The following is a 22051-nucleotide window of genomic DNA, read 5'->3' as shown; positions in this document are numbered from 1 at the left end:
ATCAATGTACCAGTTTACCAATATTTATTACATTGCTAGACTGATACATTGTTATATTAATTCTTACATTTTTATCACCGATTTTACGGCAAACTCTTCTGCTATTTCTTCCATCCACTGTGCTACATCTTCTTCACCGGTTGCTCTCTGATAAGTATTTCCTAGAGAAACCAAAATCTGATGGATAAACATTTTCATTTGGTCTACCGGCATTTCTTTAGTCCAAAGATCAATTCTCAAAGCCTCCATGGCTTTGTCGTCCCACACTGAAATCATGGTTGCTTTTGTAGGTTCTTTTTCAATTCCTCCGTCCTGAGCATTCCAGGTGATATTTTCGGGGATATGATTTTCATCCAATTCTACATCTATGGTAATCTGAGTTTTTCTCATAACATTCTATTTTCTAAATTTCTATATTTATCAGCCGTATATTTTACAGCTTATTTCTTATAATTTCGGTTTGTACCCAGACTGATTAAAAATAACCGTAGCATCCGTATTCAGGAAATCCTGAAGTTTAATGTCAGGTTTTTGATTAAGATACGCTTTACAAATCTGCCATCCCGTGAAAATTCCAACCTGTGGTGAAGATTCATTATCAATTTCCGTATAAAACTTTGAGAACGGTCCGGGAGCAATAAAACGGTCTTCCAATCGATGATCATCTCCAAAAATGATATTATTTTCTACAAAATAATTCCAGATATTGGCTTCATTAGCTACCGCCCATTCATATTGCTTCTGGGTATAGTTCATTTTCAGATAATCCGGATAAGTCGGCAGAAATGCATCTTTCAGAATCATGATCTTACCATTAAGAATGATCATGTCTATAAATTTCTGATGGTCGGGAGATTCTTTCACAAAACCTTCTGCAAAAATCTGGGCAACTTTCGGTACGATATTATTGGGGTTCATCGATTTCTGGAAATACATCTCAAGCCCTTTATAATTAGGATTTCCCTCTCCCATAAAACCTGTGACATCAACAAACAGCAGATTTCCTTTCGGATCGTAAAAAATAGGATCCTGAACCATCTGCAAGGCAGACGAAAAGAGATATACTTTCGGGCTTTTGAATGCCGGGAAATAATATTTTATATGGGTAAACAGATCCTGAAGGTCTGTCTGAAGTTTTTTCTCATCTATTTTAGCAATAGCTTCCTTGTAAATTTTTATTTCTTCCTGATCCGCTCTACGTTTAACAAAATCGGCATCATTTACTGTTCCCTGGAACCACGGAAATTCTGATTTAAATTGTGTTAAAGGAAAATTCTGATCATAAAAGTTTTTGGAAATATCGATAATTTCTACTTTTTCAGCAGGATTCTTTACTTCAACTTTCCATTTATTTTCAGGTTCTTTTTTACAGGAATTTAATCCCAAAACGAATACTAGTGAAAGTGCAACAATTCTGAAAATCTTCATATTTTTACATGAAATTAAGTCTACAAAAATAGTGATTTAAACATAAAATGATAATGAAAAATAAAATAATATCCTTCTGGCTTTTGATTTCGTTATTCCCTTTTTTCAATGCTCAGAAAATTATATTTAAAGATAAAAACTTTGAAAAAGCCATTATCGAAAACTTTGATCTTAATAAAGACGGAAATATTGTTCAGTCTGAAGCCGATCACGTTGAAAATCTTTTTCTGGTAGGAAAAGGCATTACCTCAATGGAAGACCTTCCGTATTTTAAGAATGCAAAAATGATCGTATTGGACGATAATAAGATTTCCGTAATTTCCGTAAAAAACATGGGCTGCCTCAGGCTGTTTTCCTGTACCCGGTGTAAGATTTCTTCCTTCAGTGCCGAAAACCTTAAAAACCTTACCTCGCTGTATCTTGATGATAATATGATTCAAAATATTTTATTGAAATCCACTCCTGCAATTACCCAATTAACCGTATCTTTAAATAAAATTAAAGCCATTGATATCAGCGGCCTTAGAAATCTTAAAAATATAAATCTGGAACATAATTTTATCCGAAAACTGGACATTTCTCAAAATCTGAATTTAGAAACTCTGAATATAAAACAAAATCCCATCCGGGAAGATGATATTAAAAAAGGAGCTAAAGATGTGACCATTTTTGGATTTCACCAACAATAAAAATGCAACTGGAAACCGAAAGACTGATCATGAGAAAATTTGAAGAAACAGACGCAGAGCGTATGTTTCTGATGGATTCCCATCCTGAAGTCATGAAATACATCGGAATGCCGCCTCTCACCCATATCCGTGAAACTGAAAACATTATTACCATGATCCGGCAGCAATATGAAGATTATGGAGTGGGAAGACTTGCCGTTATCGAAAAACAAAGCGGACTGCTGATCGGATGGAGTGGGCTTAAATTTCTGGCCCGGGAAGTGAACGGCTATAAAAATGTTTATGATCTCGGCTATCGTTTCATGCCTGAATATTGGGGAAAAGGATATGCCTCAGAATCTGCAAGGGCTTCGCTTGATTTTGGCTTTAATGGTTTAAAAATTGATGTTATTTACGCTCATGCTCATTCTGAAAACCATGCTTCCCATTATGTTCTGAAAAAACTGGGTTTCATAAAAACCGGAGATTTTACAGAACCGGACGGTATTTGTTTCTGGTACGAGCTGAATCATAAAAATTATTTTTAATACTATTTTCAAAACATTTAATTTTGAAATTCTTATAAACAGATTAAAAAAATATAACAATGCAGACACAAAAAGTAATAGACCATATTGTCAACTGGCTGAAAGATTATGCGGTAAAAGCTAATGCAAAAGGATATGTAATCGGGGTTTCGGGAGGTGTGGATTCCGGAGTGGTTTCTACCCTTTGCGCAATGACAGGACTTGAGGTTTTACTGTTGGAAATGCCTATCCGTCAGAAAGAAGACCAGGTAAACCGCGCACAGGATCATATTGAAGATCTAAAGAAAAAATTTCCTAATGTGCAGGGAAAGACCATTAACCTGACACCAGTTTTCGAAAGTTTTGAAGGAATTGTTCATGATCATGTGGAAGGAAGATGGAGCAATAATCTGGCTCTGGCTAATACAAGATCGCGTTTAAGAATGCTTACGCTTTATTATTTCGGGCAGCTTCACGGACTTCTGGTTTGCGGAACGGGAAATAAAGTGGAAGATTTTGGAATAGGATTTTACACAAAATACGGAGACGGCGGTGTAGATGTTTCGCCTATCGCCGATCTTTATAAAACCGAGGTGTACGAGCTGGCAAGATCTCTCAACCTTATAGAAAGTATTCAGAATGCGATTCCTACCGACGGACTTTGGGATGCAGACAGAACTGATGAAGACCAGATCGGGGCAACTTATCCCGAGCTTGAAAAAATTCAGAAAGAATACGGCATAAAAGCGGTGGAAGATTATGAAGGCCGCGATAAGGAAGTATTCATGATCTTCGACAGAATGCATAAAGCGGCAAAACATAAAATGGTTCCTATTCCGATCTGTGATATTCCGGAAGAATGGAGAGGATAATTTAATGGAACAATTTGATAATGTAACAATGTAGCAGTTTACTAATGTAATAAAGTGAGTTTTCAAACTCTGATTATCTTTAGTTATTTTATTAAATATTATTACATCTTTTAATTTTTACATTGTTAGATTCTTAGATTGTTATATTTTTTTAAATTAAAAACTATGAACAGTAAAACAAGATCTCTGTTTTTCATCTGCCTCGGACTTCTTTTCGGGATGTCGGCGATGTATATTTACCGGAATTTTATTGAAGATCAAAAAGATCATGCAAAACCCGTTGTAGAATACAGCAGTGCCGGGTCTTCAGCACCAGATAATTCTTCAGAACAGCAGCAATCTGTAGATCAGCTTACGGAACAAAATACGGTTATCCGCTTTGTAAAGCAAAATCATAAGCTTCCGGACTATTACATTACTAAAAATGAAGCCAGAAAAATGGGATGGAAGCCTTCTGAAGGAAATCTTTGCGAAGTATTGCCTGGAAAAGCGATTGGCGGAGATCCATTCGGGAACCGCGAAAAATCTTTACCTGAAGGACAAATCTATTTTGAGGCCGATGTTAATTATCATTGCGGAAACAGAAATGCAGACCGTATTATTTTTACAAAAAACGGTGATGTGTATCTCACAAAAAATCATTACAAAAGCTTTGAAAAGCAGTAATTAATGAATAGTATCTAAAAAATTATGAAAACAATATATATTGATTTTACAGACATAGGAGATTATGAAGACTTCTATGCACAATTAAAAACAAAGCTTCCACTTCCGGAATATTTCGGAGATAATCTGGATGCGCTATCGGATATTATTACCGGCGGACTTGAAATGCCGCTTCATATTGAATTCGTTAATATGACGGTGGATCAGCTCGAAATTTTTGAAGATCTTCTTACCGTACTGGAAGATGCGGAAGATCAGATGGAAGAATTTACTTTTACGTATTTTCTGGAGCAATACGATGATGAAGACGAACCTGAAGATGATGAAGATTAATTTTTTATAATTCTATAAAATCTAAATGGCGGTATACAGATTGTGTACTGCCATTTAATTTTATCCGTTTGGTATGAACTAATCAATAATATACAAAAAATGGTTGTTATCATACCGTTCATAATAGGTATTTCAATTTTTAGAGTTATTCTCTGTATCTCCCTGTATAAGGCATGTATGTGGTATTAATAAATTTTTAATCAACATGTTTATTTGTTAATTTTATCTCAAACAAATAACAGTTAGAATATGATCATATGCGAAAACCTCTTGTTTTCACATGGTGCCGAGCAACAAAATTATAATTCCGGTGAATATATCTTTGAAGAAGAGAGCACTCCGAAGTATTATTTGCAAATAAAAACCGGTACTGTAAAAATAAGCAGCTTCCTGGAAGACGGTAAAGAGTTTATCCACGGGATACCTTTCGATGGTCATTGTCTGGCCGAAACCTATCTTTTTCATGATAAAAAATATGCGGTTAATGCAATTGCCGTTACTTACTGCGAAATTATAAAACTTGAAAAGAACAGACTAATTGAACTCCTTCTGAAAAAGCCTCAGCTGATCTTCAGCATGTACTCTTATACGGCAGACCGTATGCGTTATAAGCACATTACCTCTGCACCGTTTTCTTTTCAGGATCCCGTAACGAAGCTCAATCTTATTTTGAACCATGTGAAAAACCATTTCGGGTTTAATGACAAATTTTCTTTTCATATTCCGTATACCAGGCAGCAGCTTGCATCACTTACCGGAATGCGGATAGAAACGGTGATCCGGGCCATTAAAAAGATGGAGAAACAGAATATGCTGAAAATAGACGGCACTAAAATATTCGTCTGAATAAAAAAATCCTTAACAAAGTTGTTAAGGATTTTTTATGCTAATTTATTTTTAACCGCAAAAGAGACAAAAGTTATTGCAAATCTTCGTTAATAAGGCTTTCAAAAGAATAAAAATCAAAGATTTTTAAAACTTTGAGATTCTTTTAATCTTACGCAATGATAAGCTTTAAAACTATATTATTCTTTGTACTTTTTGCGGTAAAAAGCTTAGACAGTTTTTCAAAAAAATTATTTTCCGATTACTTCCGTTATGGGATTTCCTATGTTCCCGCTTGGAAACTGTATTTTAAGTAAAGAAGAAACCGTAGGAGCAATATCCGTCATGAAATATGCTTTATTGCTTTCGCCATGTTGAATTCCCCAGCCCATAAAAATCAAAGGAATATGTGAATCATAAGAATTCCATACACTATGCGTTGTTCCTGTTTTAGAATAAGGCGGAAGCATTGAATCGTGTGAGATCAGCTGAATATCTCCGCTTCGCTGTCTGTTGATCCCGTTGATAATTCTTTGTTTAATCGGTTCCGGAATCGTAGATTGCTGTACCTTTGTCACCGAAACGGCGTAAAGGTCATTCGGATCATTTTCAATTTCCTCAACGGTGAAATCTCTTACCACATCCAGATCAAGTTTATGTTCTTTAAGAAGTTTCCTGTCGAAATAGATCTGATAATTATCAATGGCATTAATAAGTTTATCAACTCCGAATTTTTCTTTCAGCTTATCATTCATATTTTTTTCCATTCCGTCGCCAAAAAATCCGGTAGTAATTTTATGTTCCTGCAGAAAGCCTACAGAATGTGCACCGCCATGATCTGCGGAAAGAAAAACAGTGTACTGCCCTTTTCCTACTTTAGAGTCAAGATAATTAAAAAACTGTGCAAGATCCTGATCCAGCCTTAAATATACATCTTCAACCTCAATAGAGTTGGGTCCGAATTTATGTCCTGCGTAATCTGTGGAAGCAAGGTTTACGGCCAACATATCCACCACATCATCACTTCCCAGCTTTTCTCCTTCTACTGCCGCTTCGGCAAGTTTCAGGGTCAGTGTATTCCCGAATGGCGTATACCGGATATTATCTTTTTTATCTTTATAATCCGAAGCCAGATTGCTGTAAGGAAAAACAGGTGTTTTTGCACTTCCTAATAATCCTTCCCACGTAGAATTATCCGGTGAACTTTCAGTATACTGATCAATAGGAAGAAGGGTACTCCATCCATTAGCAACCAATTTTTCCGGCATTTTCTGCGCATTGAAAGCTTTTACCCACTGCGGAAGATCATTCATATACCAGCTGCTCGTAATAAAATCTCCCGTAGAATCATCAAACCAGAAAGCACCGTTCGGGGTATGACCTGCCGGTAAAATAGAAGCCCTGTCTTTAAGAGAAACACCAATTACTTTACCCTGAAAATTAGTAGCCATTCTCAGTTCGTCACTGATAGTGGTTGACCATAAATTCTTCGGAGAGTGGCTTCCTACTTTTGTATTGGTAGTCCCAACCGGTGTTACCGACTCGTCTGTGGTACAGTACACATTTTTGCCGGTTTCCTTATCTGTCCAGTCATTTCCTGCAATACCGTGAATGGCCGGAACTGATCCCGTATAGATGCAGGTGTGTCCCAATGCCGTAACAGTGGGTACATAAGGGATATGAACGTTATTCAGAGAATAGCCCGTATTCAGTAATCTTTTAAAACCATCATTGCCGTATTTGTTATAATAACGGTATAAATAATCCCATCTCATCTGGTCTACCACCAGTCCCACCACCAACTTCGGCCTTTCCAGTCTGGAATTTTTAATCTTCTGCGCGTTGATTGCCGTTACAGATACAATAACTGCTGTTGCAATCGAAATTTTCCTAAGCATTGAATTACATTTTATTGTGAGCAAATTTACGGGTTTTGAATTTTTGGTATATGAAATTTTGTTTAAATTTCAGTTTCCTGCTGTTTATAAGATGTATTATCCGGTAATTTTTCCTTTTAAAATGGTAAATAATTGTCTTAAAAAAGTTTAAGGTATATTATTTGTATGGAGTTTGTTTCAAATTAGTTAAATTTGAGAAATATCAAATCCTTATTAATACACAGAAAAATGAAACTTCTCCGACCTTTTCTTTTATCAGTTTCCATCATTTTATTTGCATGGCTTTTTATAAGCAATATCAACCTGATCAATGTGGCCACCACACTCAACGAAGCTGAAATCAATTCGGAGATCAAAAAAGTAAATGAATTTACGGACATTGCCCGCCTTAAGGAATTTGCGATCGAGAAGATCAACTATATGGAAACCATCAGAAACCGGTTTGCCGAAAACGCGATGATCAGGGTAGCTGTAATTTCGGTTCTTATTATTTTACAGGTTTTGCTTTATGTAACGGGCAGCAATATGTTCAGTACCAAAACTACGCGCTAGAAATGGTTTCAAATAGAATCAATCAACATCCTCATTTCATCGATGGAAATACGAAAACTTGAAAGCTTTCCCGGAAGTCCCATACTGGATTGGAGCTTAGACGGCTATACTACCGATAAAATATATGTAGTATCTGCTATTGAAGCAGGAAATACTTTTGAATTCAGTTTAAGAGAAAAAAACCAGTATTACAGTAAAATTTGGAATCATGAGGAGAATTTTGAACGGCTCAACTCTATTATCAGCCGGGGACATTCTTTTGGAGCGTTTCATAACGGTGAGCTGATAGCCTGGACGGTTTGTGATTTCAGAGCATGGAACAATAGTCTTTTTATTGAAAACCTGTTGGTAAGTGAAGACTTCAGAGGACAGAATATAGGAAAGCTGCTCATTAAAGCAATTAATCGTGAAGCAAGGTATTTACAATGCCGGATGGTAGAAGTTGAAACCCAAAACACCAATTACCATGCGATCAAATTCTTTCAGAAAGCCGGATTTTCAATAACCGGTATCAATACAAAACTATACAATGATTCTACTGAAACGGCAATTTTTATGAGTTTTGATCTATTAACATAAGAACAATCAGCCCATTATGGTAATAAATAATTTTTATTAAAATATATATACTATATTTATAAACTACTTATTATCATGAAAAAAATCACCATTTTTACACTAATTATTACAATTCAGCAATTTATTTTCGCCCAGAAAAATCAATATGCAGATTTCATTAAGACATGGAATTTCGTGAAATATTATCATCCCGATCTTGCCAGTGGAAAAATCGATGCCGATAGTTTGTTTTTAGTCAATATCGAAAAAGTTAGTCCGAAACAGAATTTCAACGAAATCATTACTTTAATAACACAGAATTTAAATACCCAATTTTCTTCACCACCTGTTATTGATAACAATAAGGATATCCTTTCTGTTAATCAAAATTTCGACTGGTTTCAAAAAAATAAAAAGATTACTGCAGAAAATAAAAACCTTTTGAACAACATCTACAAAAACCGCTTTGATTACGGACTTTTACCAAAAGGAAAATCAGTAAGTGATGAGAAAGAATACCCCTTCCCCAAAGAAGAAAATCTACCGCTGAAGTACAGGCTATTGACCATGGCAAAAATACAGGGTACTGTTGATTATCTTTTTCCACACAAATATTTAATGGATAAAAATTTCGATTCTTACTTCAATATTTTACTGGATGAAGCTGTACAATCATCAACACGGAAAGATTTTGAGAGGGTCTTAGCAAAAGCCGTTTCACAATTTCAGGATAGTCACGCTTTTTCTTTTTACCGTCAGCTCAATTACAAAGACGGGATATTATTCAATGTTTCATATTATTCACCATTTGATTTTCAGATTGTGGGAGATCATTTGTTGGTTACACATCTCATTTTCCCTGAAATATGCAATAAAGCCCGTATAAAAACGGGTGATAAGATAACCGAAATTAATGGAAAAAAAGTCTCTGAAATTATTAAGGAAAAAGGGAGATTACTTTCGGTTTCCAATCATCAGAAGTTACTATACGTTCTTTCAACCTACGAGTACAATTTGATCTGGCCCGATAATTTACCCAAGAAAACTTTAGCGGTACGCTCCGGTTCCAAAAAATTCTCTACAGAAATTGAATTAATCAATGCAACTGATAAATCACAAGTTTCTGCTCTTGTTAATTATATCAACCATAAAAACAGGACAATAGAAAACCGCCATTTAGACAACAAGGATATTGCCTATTTTAAAACCGATGCAACGATGCATTTCATGGAGAATGTTGACGATGATAAATTAGATGCTAAAATGGATAGCATCCTGGAAAATGCCTCGCGTAAAAAGGCCATTGTTTTTGATATGAGGGGTTATCCGGATTGGGGTGGCTTCATTTTTCATTATGTTTATAAATACTTCTCGCCTGTCGAAAATTATTTTTATAAATATTATGAACCTAATTTGAAAAATTTAGGCACCTTTAATCTCCGGGATCCAAAATATAATTATCCGGAAATTGAAAATAAAACAACGCATTCCTATTCCGGAAAAGTCTTTATACTTGTAAATCCCGATACACGCAGTGCAAGTGAATGGTATTCTATGAGCCTGCAGAAAATTTTCCCACAATCGATAACAATCGGGCAGCAAACTTCAGGTGCAGATGGAGATGTGGTTAAAATCAATCTTCCCGGTGATTACCTTCTGGAATTTACTGGAAATGGAATCTTTTATCCTGATAATTCGCAGACTCAGCAAAAAGGAATCAGAATCAATGAATTAATCAAATATACGGATCAGGATATTCTCGATAACCGTGACCTTGAGTTCGAAAGGGTTTTAAATTCACTTCAATAATTATCGACAAAAACTATAAAAGATATTTGAAAATTAATTTTGTACTGAATAGTACAATTCAATACCTTTGTCTAAACAAAATACAGAAATGGCAGGAAGACCGAAAATATTCGACGAAAAAGAAGCGATAGATAAAGCAACAGAAGTCTTTAGAAATAAAGGCTACGATACTGCTTCCGCAGATGAGCTGCTAAATGCCATGGGAATCGGTAAAGGCAGTTTTTACCTTGCCTTCAAAGGGGGAAAGCAGGAACTTTATATTCGCTCATTAAAGCAATTCGCTGAAGAATTTAGTAAAAAAATTATTTCTGCAATTGAACATTCGGATGATCAGATCCAGTTTATCAGACGTTTTTTTTTGGTTCTGGCCGATGCTGAAAACTGTGATATAGACAGAGGCTGCTATCTTGGAAATGCACTGGTTCAGCTTTCTGAGAAAGACGAGGATATTAAAAAAATCACTGCAGGATTATTAAAAAATCTCCAGAAAATTTTTGCTACAGTCATTTGTAAAGCCCAAGAAAACGGAACGCTTGAGAACAGTGATGATCCTGAAGTTCTAGCATGGCATCTTACCAATCTCTGGAACGGAATTCATGTAACAAGACGCATGGAAGCCTCCCACGAAACACTCAGATCGATGATTGAAATGAATTTGAGAATCCTCGAATAAAGATAACCTAATTTTAAATATAATTTAATACCATCCTATACTTACAACTCTTAAATATTAATAAACTTTAATCAATTTTGTACCGAATAGTACAATTTATAAATCAGATAACTTTAAACAAAACAAATTATTATGAACCTTACAAACAACACCATTTTAATTACCGGAGGAGGTTCCGGGATCGGATTAGCAATTGCAAAAGCATTGAGTCCTGACAATACCATTATTATCGTCGGCAGAACAAAAGAAAAATTAGAAGCCGCAGCGAAAGACCTGCATAATGTTCACACAATCCAGGCTGATATAACCAACGAAAAAGATATAGACCGTCTGGTGGAAGAAATGAAAATAAATTTTGGCGGGCTGAATATCTTAATTAACAACGCCGGCAGCGCCTATGTATACAATGTTGCAAAAGACGGGGACGCTTACAGTAAAGCGGTTACGGAGTTCACCACCAATTATTTTGCGCCCATCAGATTATCTGAAAAATTTCTTCCGCTACTAAAACAGCAAAGCGAAGCGGCTATTGTAAATGTTTCATCTATTGTGGCTTTTGTTCCCGGTGTTTATCTTCCAACATATTCAGATTCCAAAGCAGCGCTGCACTCTCATACCCAATCGTTGAGATATGAACTGGCAAAAGACACCCAAGTAAAAGTTTTCGAACTGATGCCGCCTTTGGTAAATACAGATTTTTCCGTAGAAATCGGTGGTCGGGAAAACGGAATTCCGGCTTCGGATGTTGCGAACGATCTGGTGAAAGCCCTTCAGGAAGATATTTATGAAATTCGTGTTGGAAATACAGGAGTGTTATACGATAACTTTTTTGCCGCTGCCGAAGGTGCTTTTGCCACTTTTAATAAGAATTAAATAAAACTGATCGAAGTTCGATTTCATATATTTTTTCTCCTGCGGATTTTTCCGTAGGAGATTTTGGTTTTAGTATAGATAATCTTCTAAATTTAGCATTAATAGTTTAGCAAAATTATAATTAAATTTGCTGAAAACTAAATGAATAAATTAGACAATGACAATTCAAGAACAATTAGACAAAAATAGAAGAACAGTTTCTTTTGATAATTATGATATAACTGTAAGGCAATTATATACTATGATTGTTGAACATCAAATTGAATTACAACCTGAATATCAAAGACATTTTATATGGGATGATACAAGACAATCACAATTAATTGAATCAATCTTCTTAGGTATACCAGTACCTAATTTATTTATGGCAACGAATCTAGACTCTAGTTGGGAGGTAATCGATGGATTGCAAAGACTTACAACAATAGTAAATTTTGTTGGAGATCAAAATACAAGAGAAAGAATTAATCCTATATCTAAAAAATTAAAAATTAATAATTTAGATAAATTGAGTTCAATGAATAATTATTATTTCGAACAGCTACCTCTTTCTGTCCAACAAATGTTTTTTACTAGGCCAATTCGAGTAACTGTTCTTAATGATAAAAGTGATTTTAATGTTCGATATGACCTATTTGAAAGGTTAAATACTGGCGGGGTGACATTACATCCACAAGAAATAAGAAATTGTGTCTATTTAGGTGAATTCAAAGATTTTATAATAGAATGTAGTAAAAATGAGAATTTTAATCATTCTGTTAAAATGACAGAATCAGCTGAAAGAAATGGAAACAGGGAAGAATTAGTTTTAAAATTCTTTGCTTATTATGAGCAAAGAAATATTTTCGATCATAGCGTTAAGGAATTTCTTAATAATTATATGGAAAGAAAAACCAAAAGGTTCGAAAATAAAATACAATTAAAAGACTTATTTTCTTCTACATTTGAAACTATAAGGGATAAGTTGCCTAATGGTATTGTTCGTGGTAATAGAATTAATATTACACCATTAGTTCTTTTTGAAGCCATTTCAATAGGTGTTGCTGATGTTATCATAAGTGGTCATATAGCAAATATTACAACTCAAAAATTGAATAATCTTTTAAATGATGATGAATTAAAGAGACTAACCACTGGGGCAACAAATTCTAGGAATAAATTAAATGGCAGGATTGATTATGTCAAAAACTATTTAATAGATTAAAATGCCTTATAATTTAATTAGAACAGAGGTAGGCAGTAGATTTTTAGAAGTAAATAATTTATTAAGTAGTATAAAGTCTTCCGAAGAAAGTATACTTCCTCCTATGTTACCTCCAGTAGAGAATAAAATTGTCAAAGGATTATTTTATGTATTACTTTATGCAAGTATAGAATATACATTTAGTAAATTAACTACGCACACATTAACCATCATTAAAAATAATAATATCAGGTATCTTGATCTAAACAATAAATTTTATACTGTTGCATTAGCATCAAATCTCCAAAGTATAAAAGATTGTACTCCAAAGGCATTTTTAGATAAGTCTGCAGATTTGTTTATACTTCTTGAAAGTACAGATGTTTCTTCTTATAGCGAAACTTTTATAAACCAATATTTAAAGAATATTTGGGGAAAATCATTTAATCAATTGACTAAAACTATTGGAATAAGTCCTTTTGTAATTACTCCAAGAGAATTAACTATTTTTGATGAAATTGTTGAAAATCGAAATATTGTTGCTCATGGTAGAGATTTTGCTCAAAATATTGGTTCATCTCCAAATTATACTGATCTCAAAGTTAAGGTTGATATTGTTTTTGATGTTTTAAGTAGATTTATCGACCATTTTGAAAATTTTTATGTCACTAAAGAATTTATTAAACCACATATGAGAACAGCATATTGAATCTGACCTCCACAACAAACAAAAATTGAACCCCACAACAAAATTCCCACTCCAAATAAACCTCAACTTTGTAATGTAAAATTTAAAATAAATGGAAAATACAAAGACAACAGTTTTGGTGACGGGAGGAACAGGATTTCTTGGAGTTCATACTGTATTACAATTATTACAGCAAGGATATGAGGTGAGAACGACACTTCGTTCACTTTCAAAAAAGGACAGCATCATTAAAGCGTTGGAAGAAGGCGGAATTTCAGATTTTTCAAACCTCACTTTCTTTGAAGCGGATCTCACCAGTGACAACAATTGGGATGAAGCTGTAAAAGGCTGTGACTATGTTCTTCATGTGGCCTCCCCTTTCCCGGCCCAGGACCCGAAAGATGAAAATGAACTGATCATTCCCGCAAGAGACGGGGCTTTGCGTGTATTGAAAGCAGCAAGAAACGCCGGCGTTAAAAGAGTGGTTTTAACCTCATCTTTTGCGGCAGTCGGTTACAGCATTAATACTGAAAATCATGTTTTTACAGAAAATGACTGGACGGATATCAATACAGAGCTTCCGGCTTATATCAAATCGAAAACCGTAGCAGAAAAGGCAGCTTGGGAATTTATTGAAAAAGAAGGAAACGGACTGGAATTATCCGTTGTTAATCCTGTAGGAATATTCGGTCCTGCACTTGGCGGAATTACCTCTGCTTCACTGGATATTGCCGTTTCCGGCATTTTGGAAGGTAATCTGGAATATACTCCTACTTTTACAATGGGTATTGTAGATGTGAGAGATGTTGCAGATATTCATATAAAAGCTATGCTAGATCCTGAAGCTGCGGGAGAGCGTTTTATTGCAACCGCAGAAGGTGTAATGAGTTTTTACGATGTTGCCGAACTGTTTAAAAAACAAAGGCCACAATATACTTCCCATATTAAAAAACTGGAACCGATTGGTGATGAATTCTATAAACAGATATCCAACAAAAAAGCAACAACAATACTCCACTGGAACCCCAGAAGCAACGAAGAGGCATTACTGGCAAGCGCTGATAGTCTTATGAATCATTGATAGATTTATCGTATCTTTAATACAACATGAAATTCAACAATCTGCAGTCTTGCCATTTAGGACCTGAAATTTCTCCGGAACAGTTCATTCCGGAGCATTTCTTTTTGTTTCTGCTAAAAGGTTCGATGATCGCCTATGACGGAAACAAACATTACCAGATACAGCCCGGTGATTATTGTATTGCCCGGAAAAATCATCTGGTGCGGTACACCAAATATAAAGACGAAGGGCAGTTTGAAAAAGTAATTATAACTTTCGATGAGGCTTTCCTTAAAAAATTTCTGGAGCGCCATTCCTACACTGCTGAAACAGCAGATAACGACGATTCATTTATCTTCATTAAAGAAGATCATTTGGTTAAAAATTTTGTCCGTTCTCTGGAACCTTACTATGATGGTACGGAACAGCTTGATGATTATTTTGTAGACATCAAACGGGAAGAGCTCATGATGATTCTGCTGAAGAACAATCCGGAACTTAAGAATATTTTTTTCAATTTCAGTATTCCGCATAAAATAAACCTGGAGCATTTCATGAATGAGAATTATAAATTCAATATCAGCTTAGAGCGCTTTGCATTTATGACCGGCAGAAGTTTGTCTACCTTTAAAAGGGATTTCAAAGCGGCCTTCAATATGGCTCCGGGCAAATGGCTCATTAAAAAACGCCTTCAGGAAGCATACTTTCTTCTGGATAAGGAGCATCGGAAACCTTCGGATATTTATATTGACCTGGGGTTTGAGGATCTTTCCCATTTTTCTTATGTCTTTAAAAAAGAATTTGGTATTTCGCCATCGGAGCTGCGGGGTTGAGCTGGAAAGTATAATTTTTGTGGCGAAACAAAAAAGTAAAATCAGCTGCTTGCAAATTTCCTGCAATTTTTAACTTTATTCTAAAAAATTAAGGAATTCAAATATTCAAGTAATTTTTTAAGGATATGATGAATATCGCTTTTTAATTCAGAAGTTCTCTATTTAAAAATAATTATTTTACGATAAAATAATTGACTACTTTTGCCGACAAATAAACTATTCAGACATGGAAAACAATTTATTATTATCCAAATTTTGGATGAGAATCTGGGCATTACTTATTGATTCACTTATTCTTGGACTTTTCGGATTCATATTAGGTCTTATTTTTAAAAATTTTTTCATTTCGTTTGGAGAAAGCGCAAAATTAATAGGATGGATCATATCGCTGTTTTACTTCACTATTTTAAATTCTAAATTATACAAAGGTGGTACTCTCGGAAAAAAAGTAATGAAGATCCAGGTAACCGATATCAAAGGAAATTTTATAGATGTTAAAACTTCTTTCATTCGATCATTGGTTTTTACTGCCCCATTTTTTCTTAATGGTTTTAAAATTCCTGGAGTGAGTTCATTTTCTTTTGTTACAATTATTCAGGGGATTATCATTTTCACAATTGGGCTGGGAATTATTGTATTTTATATTTTCAATAAAGAAACCAGGCAATCCATTCATGATATTGTTGCAAAGACATATGTAGTACAGGATTTCAGAAATAAGGAGATAGGTTTTATGCCGAAAATACGAAAACTTCCTTTTTATATTACCGGAGCAATATTATTGGTAACAATAGGAGTTTCCATTTACAGTTTAAGTAGTACATCAAAAATTTCAAAATTAGTTCCAGTGTATGAAGATATTTTGAAGCAGGAAAATATTACCAATGCCGCAGTTAATATGAATTATATTCCTATTACAGACGATGCCGGGAATAAACGATTTGTTTATACAGTAACTGTTTATGTCAATAAAGACTTAGAAATTACACAAAACAATATTAATGAACAAGCTAAAAATCCTGAATTGCTGGAAACTGTAAAAACTTTCATTAACAGCAATGCCTATGATACAGATAACGATATTTTGAACGTTGTGGTCGTTTCAGGATATGATATTGGAATAGCCAAGCAATATAAATCATTCAATTTTTACAAACCGATATCCGAGTGGAAAAGAATATTCGGTAAATCATTATAAATAAATTACGGCTCGGAACAAAAACAGAATTTTAAAAATCAAGGAAATTTTAAATAAAAAGCCCGAAAATAAATTTCGGGCTTTTTATTTTATGTTCAGTCTAATGTAATTAAAACTTAAGATCTCCGTTCACTTCTCTTACTGCATTAGCTGCTTCAGCGAATTTCAATTGCTCTTCAGCAGTAAGGGTTACGTTTACGATTTTTTCAACACCGTTTGCTCCGATGATGGCAGGAACACCCAGACAGATATCATTTTGTCCGTATTCTCCTTCAAGCATTAATGAACAAGGGATCATTTTTTTCTGATCGCAAGCGATTGCCTGAACCATTACGGAAACAGCAGCTCCCGGAGCATACCATGCAGAAGTTCCCAATAATTTGGTAAGCGTTGCGCCTCCTACTTTTGTTTCTTCGATTACATATTTTTGTTGTTCGGCATCAAGGAATTCAGTTACAGGAACCCCGTTTCTTGTAGCTTTGCTCAATAGAGGAAGCATTCCTGTATCACTGTGAGCAGCGATTACCATTCCGTCAACATCCGAAATCGGAGCTTCTAATGCTTCAGCCAATCTGTATTTGAATCTTGCAGAATCCAGCGCTCCACCCATTCCGATGATTTTATGCTTAGGAAGACCGGAAGTTTTGTGTACAAGGTAAGCCATTGTATCCATTGGATTGGAAACAACAATGATGATTACCTCCGGAGAATGTTTTACTAAATTTTCAGTAACTTCTTTTACAATTCCTGCATTGATACCGATAAGTTCTTCTCTCGTCATCCCAGGTTTTCTTGGAATACCAGATGTAATAACGGCTACATGAGAACCTGCAGTTTTGCTGTAATCTCCTGTTGTACCGGTAATTTTCGTATCGAATCCGTTAAGAGATGCCGTCTGCATCAGATCCATTGCCTTACCTTCAGCAAATCCTTCTTTAATATCTACCAAAACCACTTCCGAACAGAAGTTTTTCATAGCGATGTATTCTGCACAGCTTGCTCCTACAGCGCCTGCACCTACTACAGTTACTTTCATAATATATTTATATTTATTTATTGTTTTTAAAGGTATTATGAACTTTACCGTTTCATAATATAACTTTTAAATTATTTATTAGAATTATTTATTTAGCTTAAAATTGAAAGCTCCCAAATTTAACAATTCCTGAAAAATTGAGCAATCTTTCAGGAATTTAATTATCTTAAAAACGTTATTTAGAATATAAAATCTGTTTAGCTGACGTTCAGCAGGAATGAATAAAGCTTTTTGGCACCGGATAATACCTCATCATAATTATTTTCATGGACTTCGGCATCAAGGGTTTCTTTGAAGCTTTTCCACATAGCACCGGTGTTTTCGTGGTAACAGCCGAAAAAGTTGAAAGTAATTCCATCAAAGCCATCGGTTTTGGAAAGTTGCTTAGCAATGACATTTCCACCCAAAGTTGAACCTTCTATCACATACATGGCTCCAAGTGCTTCATGCTGACTGGTCAATTCCAGTTCACTGCCGGCAACAGCTTTTTTCAGTAAAAGGCTTTTAAGATCTTTCTCAATTAAAGGCAGCTTCATTCTGTCGCTGAGCTGCAGCTTTTCCGAATATTTGTTAAGTTTCTTAAAGATCTTATCTTCAGAATGCAAAAGCATCAAATAATTGCTGCGAATAATTTTTTTATAATCTTCAAGAGTAAATGTTTTACTGAAAATTTTTTTTGAGTTGAAAAGCTTTTCGGCAGCATCGTGATATGATGCTGTATTTTGTTTTAAATATTCTGATACAGTCATAAGGATTTTGATATTCCCTAAATAATAATTAAGGTTTTTTAAATGTTAGGATAAATGAAGTGCCTTCCGGAGAACTTTCGTATTCTACATTACCACCGATCCGTTTCATAATTCTGTGGACAATTGATAGCCCGACTCCATTTCCTTTGAATTTTTTGGCATTATCCATCCTGTTGAAAATTTTAAACATTTTGTGTTTATTTTCTTCAGGAATACCGATTCCGTTGTCTGAAATTCTGTAGATTACCATCTCGCCCTGTTCGGTCCCTTCAATCTCCACCACCGGTTTTTCCTGTTGAGAAGAGTATTTTATCGCGTTGTTGATGATGTTCAAAAACACCTGATGGAGCATTGTTTTATCAGCAAGAACTTCCGGACATGCCTTAATGATAACTTCACTTTTCGGAGTTCCGAAAGTAATTTTGGCATTTTCACAAATCTTTTCGATGGTTTGCACCGTTTCAAGTTTTTCAAGCTGGATTTCACTATGTTTAGCACGGCTGAGCTGTAAAACATCATGCATCATTTCCGCCATATTGTCTATCTCTTCGATGATAGAATTAATTTTATTACGGCTTTTCTCAGATTCGTCTATTAAAGTTTTAAGAAGCATCTGTGCATTCAGCTTCATCACCGTAAGCGGTGTTCCCAGGTCATGAGAAATAGTATATGAAAAACTGTCGAGTTCTTCATTTACTTTTTTAAGCTCGTCGTTGAGCCTTTTAATGGTATTATAGTCTTTGTGTAATGCTTCTAAAATAAGGTCCCGTACTCCCTGAAGCGCCAGAATATTCCTGGAACTCCATCTTTTAGAACTTCCTTTAATATCTTCTGTAAATATTTTGAAAGAGGTCCTCGGGGAAACCATCATTTTTTCTTCTCCGTTGTTATTCACCACCTCAACTTTTTTCTCCGGATTCCCAGCCCAGTTGATGTGTTCATCAAACTCTTTACGGAACCAGATCAGGACATTGTTTTTATTCCGTTCCATGAAATAAATAATAACACCCGCGGCCCTTTCATCAAGCCCAAGTTGCTGACCGTAGTCTTTAAGGAAACTTCGGCTCAGGTAAATAGTGTCTTCAATATTTTCATGGGCCCATTTGGTGATTTTTTCAATGACAGATGGTTCGGGTGTGATTCCTTCTGTAATGGTATTTTCATCAGCAACCACTGCAAGACCGTCTGCATCAAGAAGTTTTCTTAGTTCCGCCTTATTTTCCGTTAAGGATTCAAGTAAAGTATCGTGTTTTAAAAATTCCGCTTTTAGACGTAAAACATCCTCATTAAGCTGGAGGCGGTAATTCAGTTCATTTTTCGATTTGAAAGATGAAAACGCATTGGATGCCAGTGCCGTGAAAATCCCGGCCTGCACACGGTCTTCCAGATCAATATGCTTTGGTTCCGAATTCTGGCAGGTAACAAGACCCCAGAGATAATCATCAATAATAATGGAAACACTGAAACTTGAAGAAGCACCCGAATTTTTAATATACTGTCCGTGGATGGGAGACATGGCCCGTGAAGTTGAATAAGTAAGGTCTATATTTTCCTTCGTTTTGCTTAGCAGCGGTACCGGTTCCTCATGCACATTGCTGAAAATTCTTTTTCTTTTTTTAAGATACAGTTCCCTTGCCTGGATGGGAATATCAGATTCCGGATAGTGAAGGCCAAGATAGCTTTCCAGGTTATCGTTTGTTTTTTCTGCCACAACTTTCCCGGAGCCGTCCATCATGAATTTGTAGACCATCATACGGTCATAATTCACAATTTTAGATAATATATTAAGCAGCTGATCCCAAATTTCCTGTTCATTTTCAACAATATAAAAATTATCATATTTGTTGGTAATCTGCTTATTGGGATTTACAAGAACCTTTTCAAATTCAAGAAAAATATTCCCTTTACTTCTGAATGCCGATAAGTGATACTGATTGTCTCCGATAAATACTTTATCAAAGAACGTTTCATTATCTCTCCGCGTGAAATTAGGTAGGGATTTAAATATATCGGAGCTAATAATACTGCCGAAAGCTTCCGGAAAATCCGTAAGCCTTTTGCCGAAAAGCTCTTCAGAACTTTCGATTTTAAAAATATCCTCAATATTCTTGCTGAAAAAAGTGATGGAATGAGATTCTGCGTCAATGCCAATCAGATAGCCAAAACTTTGTACGTAGCCCGGAATATGGATAGGCTCTTCATGACACTCTACAAAATTCATATAATACTTTGATCAATCAAATATAAAAAAAATTTTAAAGCTGTGGTATTTTTTTAAATGAAAGAGATACCACACAAAAAATATTACTCTAAACTGTGATAATCGATTAAAAAAATTAGAAAAAAATTATTCAGCTTTCTATTTTTAATGGAATAATTTATATACAGTTTAATAGCCTTTTTTATTTGGTTTATTTTAAAATAGCAACATTTTTGCCGTAGCAGCTTGTTCGCTAACTATTCTGCAAAATACACAACTGTTAACATTACACTTCTTTTTCGAAGTACAGCATATAATATTTCCCTTTTTCATCTTCTCCCTGCGCCAATTTCTGGCGGTCGCCGTGGATATAGATATGGAAATTCTTGTCTAATTTAATAATGCTTTTAAAATGCCTCTGGGTTTTCTTTACGGCAGTTTCATTGATCGGGAATTCTTCTGCGATATTGATCTGCATATCCTGCTCGTAATCGGTTTTAAAATTTACGAAGCTTTCAATAACATGCTCGTCCTGAAGCACTTCTTTATTAAAATCATCAAGATTAAATTCTTCTTTTTCTTTGAAGAAATTGATGGATTTATTCAGGAAATCTGCCTGATCTGCCCTGGAAACTTCAAATTCCTGCGGAAGCTGCTTGGTGATATAATCTTTATATACCATCAATGCTTCCTGGGTGTGGAAATATTCGTCATCACGCTGTTTTACCTTCAGAAAATCTTCAAACCAGTAATACATATCCCCGTTTTTATTGTTGTCCACTACAGAAAGTACGTACCCCGTTTCTTTATCATTATTATAAATAAGAGCCGCCTTATCTATTTTGGAAAGACCGATACCCTGATCTTTTTCTATCACGAAACTGTCTTCCTGAGGAGAAATTTTAAGGAAAGATTCTCTTTTTTCCATTTTAAAGATCCCGATTTTGTCAACTTTTTCAGTGCCTTCTCTTTCATCTTCAAAATAAATGATAAATAATTCTCCTCCCTGAACTCTTGGATTTTCGGCTGCTTCAAAAAGATGTTTGGCAATATTTTCCGCTTCCCAGAGAAATTTGGCCTTGTCATCAAAAATTTCAGATACGGAACTGTAGACCGGATTATTCACCAGATAAGAATCGCTGTAAAAATGAAACGTTTCTTCTGATTTGAAAGATCCAAGAAAATAATTCTCCAGCAGCTCTGCCATTCCCTCATCAAGCTGAAGTTCTTCCTGAGAAAGCATTAACGATTCTCCGTTGATTTTATTTCCTACTCTGTGCATTACGATTTTTGAAAACATCTCCTGAATATTTTTGGACTGCAAAGATATTAATAATATCAGAGAATCAGCACCATTTCATTTTGATAAAAAAACCTTGTCAATTTGGGAGTGGCTGGTCTGGTGACCGGATTAGCTATTTA

The 22051-nt window shown here is 35.1% G+C and carries 23 protein-coding genes; 16 read left to right on the top strand and 7 right to left on the bottom strand.

Annotated elements, in window-relative coordinates; translation table 11 throughout:
* Nucleotides 1-63: 63 nt before the first annotated feature.
* Nucleotides 64-390 carry a gliding motility protein GldC gene (gene gldC, locus M0D58_RS15935; RefSeq protein WP_248391524.1) on the bottom strand — a complete coding sequence of 109 codons (327 nt, stop codon included), beginning with the start codon at nucleotides 388-390 and terminating at the stop codon, nucleotides 64-66.
* 57 nt (nucleotides 391-447) lie between these two features.
* Nucleotides 448-1428: a gliding motility lipoprotein GldB gene (gene gldB, locus M0D58_RS15930; protein WP_248391522.1), complete on the bottom strand. Its 981-nt coding sequence runs from the start codon at nucleotides 1426-1428 to the stop codon at nucleotides 448-450.
* 53 nt (nucleotides 1429-1481) lie between these two features.
* On the opposite strand from gldB, the gene M0D58_RS15925 reads away from it, so the two are divergent.
* From M0D58_RS15925 to M0D58_RS15900, 6 genes are all read left to right on the top strand, one after another.
* Nucleotides 1482-2117 (top strand): leucine-rich repeat domain-containing protein, encoded by a 636-nt coding sequence (locus M0D58_RS15925; protein WP_248391520.1) that lies wholly within the window; start codon nucleotides 1482-1484, stop codon nucleotides 2115-2117.
* 2 nt (nucleotides 2118-2119) lie between these two features.
* Nucleotides 2120-2644 carry a GNAT family N-acetyltransferase gene (locus tag M0D58_RS15920; RefSeq protein WP_248391517.1) on the top strand — a complete coding sequence of 175 codons (525 nt, stop codon included), beginning with the start codon at nucleotides 2120-2122 and terminating at the stop codon, nucleotides 2642-2644.
* Between the two features lie 59 nt (nucleotides 2645-2703).
* A complete protein-coding gene (gene nadE / locus M0D58_RS15915; RefSeq protein WP_248391515.1) occupies nucleotides 2704-3495 on the top strand; it encodes an NAD(+) synthase in 792 nt (263 codons plus the stop codon).
* Between the two features lie 165 nt (nucleotides 3496-3660).
* Nucleotides 3661-4161 (top strand): ribonuclease domain-containing protein, encoded by a 501-nt coding sequence (locus M0D58_RS15910; RefSeq protein WP_248391513.1) that lies wholly within the window; start codon nucleotides 3661-3663, stop codon nucleotides 4159-4161.
* Between the two features lie 24 nt (nucleotides 4162-4185).
* Nucleotides 4186-4494 carry a barstar family protein gene (locus M0D58_RS15905; protein WP_248391511.1) on the top strand — a complete coding sequence of 103 codons (309 nt, stop codon included), beginning with the start codon at nucleotides 4186-4188 and terminating at the stop codon, nucleotides 4492-4494.
* Between the two features lie 249 nt (nucleotides 4495-4743).
* The gene (locus M0D58_RS15900) at nucleotides 4744-5340 is read left to right on the top strand and encodes a Crp/Fnr family transcriptional regulator (protein WP_248391509.1); all 597 of its coding nucleotides are present in this window, start codon (nucleotides 4744-4746) and stop codon (nucleotides 5338-5340) included.
* Nucleotides 5341-5570: 230 nt separating this feature from the next.
* On the opposite strand, the gene pafA is transcribed toward M0D58_RS15900, so the two are convergent.
* Complete coding sequence (pafA, locus tag M0D58_RS15895) at nucleotides 5571-7217, bottom strand: alkaline phosphatase PafA (RefSeq protein ID WP_248391507.1); 1647 nt, start codon at nucleotides 7215-7217, stop codon at nucleotides 5571-5573.
* A gap of 228 nt (nucleotides 7218-7445) precedes the next feature.
* Between pafA and M0D58_RS15890 the strand changes: the two genes are divergently transcribed.
* From M0D58_RS15890 to M0D58_RS15845, 10 genes are all read left to right on the top strand, one after another.
* Nucleotides 7446-7769, top strand: coding sequence for a hypothetical protein (locus tag M0D58_RS15890; RefSeq protein ID WP_248391506.1), 324 nt, complete (start codon nucleotides 7446-7448; stop codon nucleotides 7767-7769).
* A gap of 42 nt (nucleotides 7770-7811) precedes the next feature.
* Nucleotides 7812-8348 carry a GNAT family N-acetyltransferase gene (locus tag M0D58_RS15885; RefSeq protein ID WP_248391504.1) on the top strand — a complete coding sequence of 179 codons (537 nt, stop codon included), beginning with the start codon at nucleotides 7812-7814 and terminating at the stop codon, nucleotides 8346-8348.
* 75 nt (nucleotides 8349-8423) lie between these two features.
* Nucleotides 8424-10136, top strand: a complete 1713-nt coding sequence (locus M0D58_RS15880) for a S41 family peptidase (protein WP_248391502.1) — start codon at nucleotides 8424-8426, stop codon at nucleotides 10134-10136.
* A gap of 67 nt (nucleotides 10137-10203) precedes the next feature.
* Nucleotides 10204-10809, top strand: a complete 606-nt coding sequence (locus M0D58_RS15875) for a TetR/AcrR family transcriptional regulator (protein ID WP_248391500.1) — start codon at nucleotides 10204-10206, stop codon at nucleotides 10807-10809.
* 132 nt (nucleotides 10810-10941) lie between these two features.
* Nucleotides 10942-11682 (top strand): SDR family oxidoreductase, encoded by a 741-nt coding sequence (locus tag M0D58_RS15870; RefSeq protein ID WP_248391498.1) that lies wholly within the window; start codon nucleotides 10942-10944, stop codon nucleotides 11680-11682.
* A 157-nt stretch (nucleotides 11683-11839) separates the two neighbouring features.
* Nucleotides 11840-12886: a DUF262 domain-containing protein gene (locus tag M0D58_RS15865; protein ID WP_248391496.1), complete on the top strand. Its 1047-nt coding sequence runs from the start codon at nucleotides 11840-11842 to the stop codon at nucleotides 12884-12886.
* Nucleotide 12887: 1 nt separating this feature from the next.
* Complete coding sequence (locus M0D58_RS15860; protein WP_248391494.1) at nucleotides 12888-13574, top strand: MAE_28990/MAE_18760 family HEPN-like nuclease; 687 nt, start codon at nucleotides 12888-12890, stop codon at nucleotides 13572-13574.
* 91 nt (nucleotides 13575-13665) lie between these two features.
* Complete coding sequence (locus M0D58_RS15855) at nucleotides 13666-14634, top strand: SDR family oxidoreductase (protein ID WP_248391493.1); 969 nt, start codon at nucleotides 13666-13668, stop codon at nucleotides 14632-14634.
* A 26-nt stretch (nucleotides 14635-14660) separates the two neighbouring features.
* Nucleotides 14661-15446 carry a helix-turn-helix domain-containing protein gene (locus M0D58_RS15850; protein ID WP_248391492.1) on the top strand — a complete coding sequence of 262 codons (786 nt, stop codon included), beginning with the start codon at nucleotides 14661-14663 and terminating at the stop codon, nucleotides 15444-15446.
* Nucleotides 15447-15672: 226 nt separating this feature from the next.
* Nucleotides 15673-16644, top strand: a complete 972-nt coding sequence (locus tag M0D58_RS15845; RefSeq protein WP_248391491.1) for an RDD family protein — start codon at nucleotides 15673-15675, stop codon at nucleotides 16642-16644.
* A gap of 109 nt (nucleotides 16645-16753) precedes the next feature.
* Here M0D58_RS15845 and M0D58_RS15840 read toward each other — a convergent pair whose 3' ends face one another.
* The 4 genes from M0D58_RS15840 to M0D58_RS15825 form a co-directional block, all read right to left on the bottom strand.
* A complete protein-coding gene (locus M0D58_RS15840; protein ID WP_029294870.1) occupies nucleotides 16754-17680 on the bottom strand; it encodes a malate dehydrogenase in 927 nt (308 codons plus the stop codon).
* Between the two features lie 197 nt (nucleotides 17681-17877).
* The gene (locus M0D58_RS15835; RefSeq protein ID WP_248391490.1) at nucleotides 17878-18429 is read right to left on the bottom strand and encodes a biliverdin-producing heme oxygenase; all 552 of its coding nucleotides are present in this window, start codon (nucleotides 18427-18429) and stop codon (nucleotides 17878-17880) included.
* Between the two features lie 28 nt (nucleotides 18430-18457).
* Nucleotides 18458-20650 (bottom strand): ATP-binding protein, encoded by a 2193-nt coding sequence (locus M0D58_RS15830; RefSeq protein WP_248391489.1) that lies wholly within the window; start codon nucleotides 20648-20650, stop codon nucleotides 18458-18460.
* 265 nt (nucleotides 20651-20915) lie between these two features.
* The gene (locus tag M0D58_RS15825) at nucleotides 20916-21929 is read right to left on the bottom strand and encodes a nucleoid-associated protein (RefSeq protein WP_248391488.1); all 1014 of its coding nucleotides are present in this window, start codon (nucleotides 21927-21929) and stop codon (nucleotides 20916-20918) included.
* Between the last annotated feature and the right edge of the window lie 122 nt (nucleotides 21930-22051).

Source organism: Chryseobacterium nepalense, from assembly GCF_023195755.1.
Taxonomy (GTDB): domain Bacteria; phylum Bacteroidota; class Bacteroidia; order Flavobacteriales; family Weeksellaceae; genus Chryseobacterium; species Chryseobacterium nepalense.
Note: the sequence above shows the minus strand (reverse complement) of the source record. Positions and strands in the feature narration are given on the sequence as shown.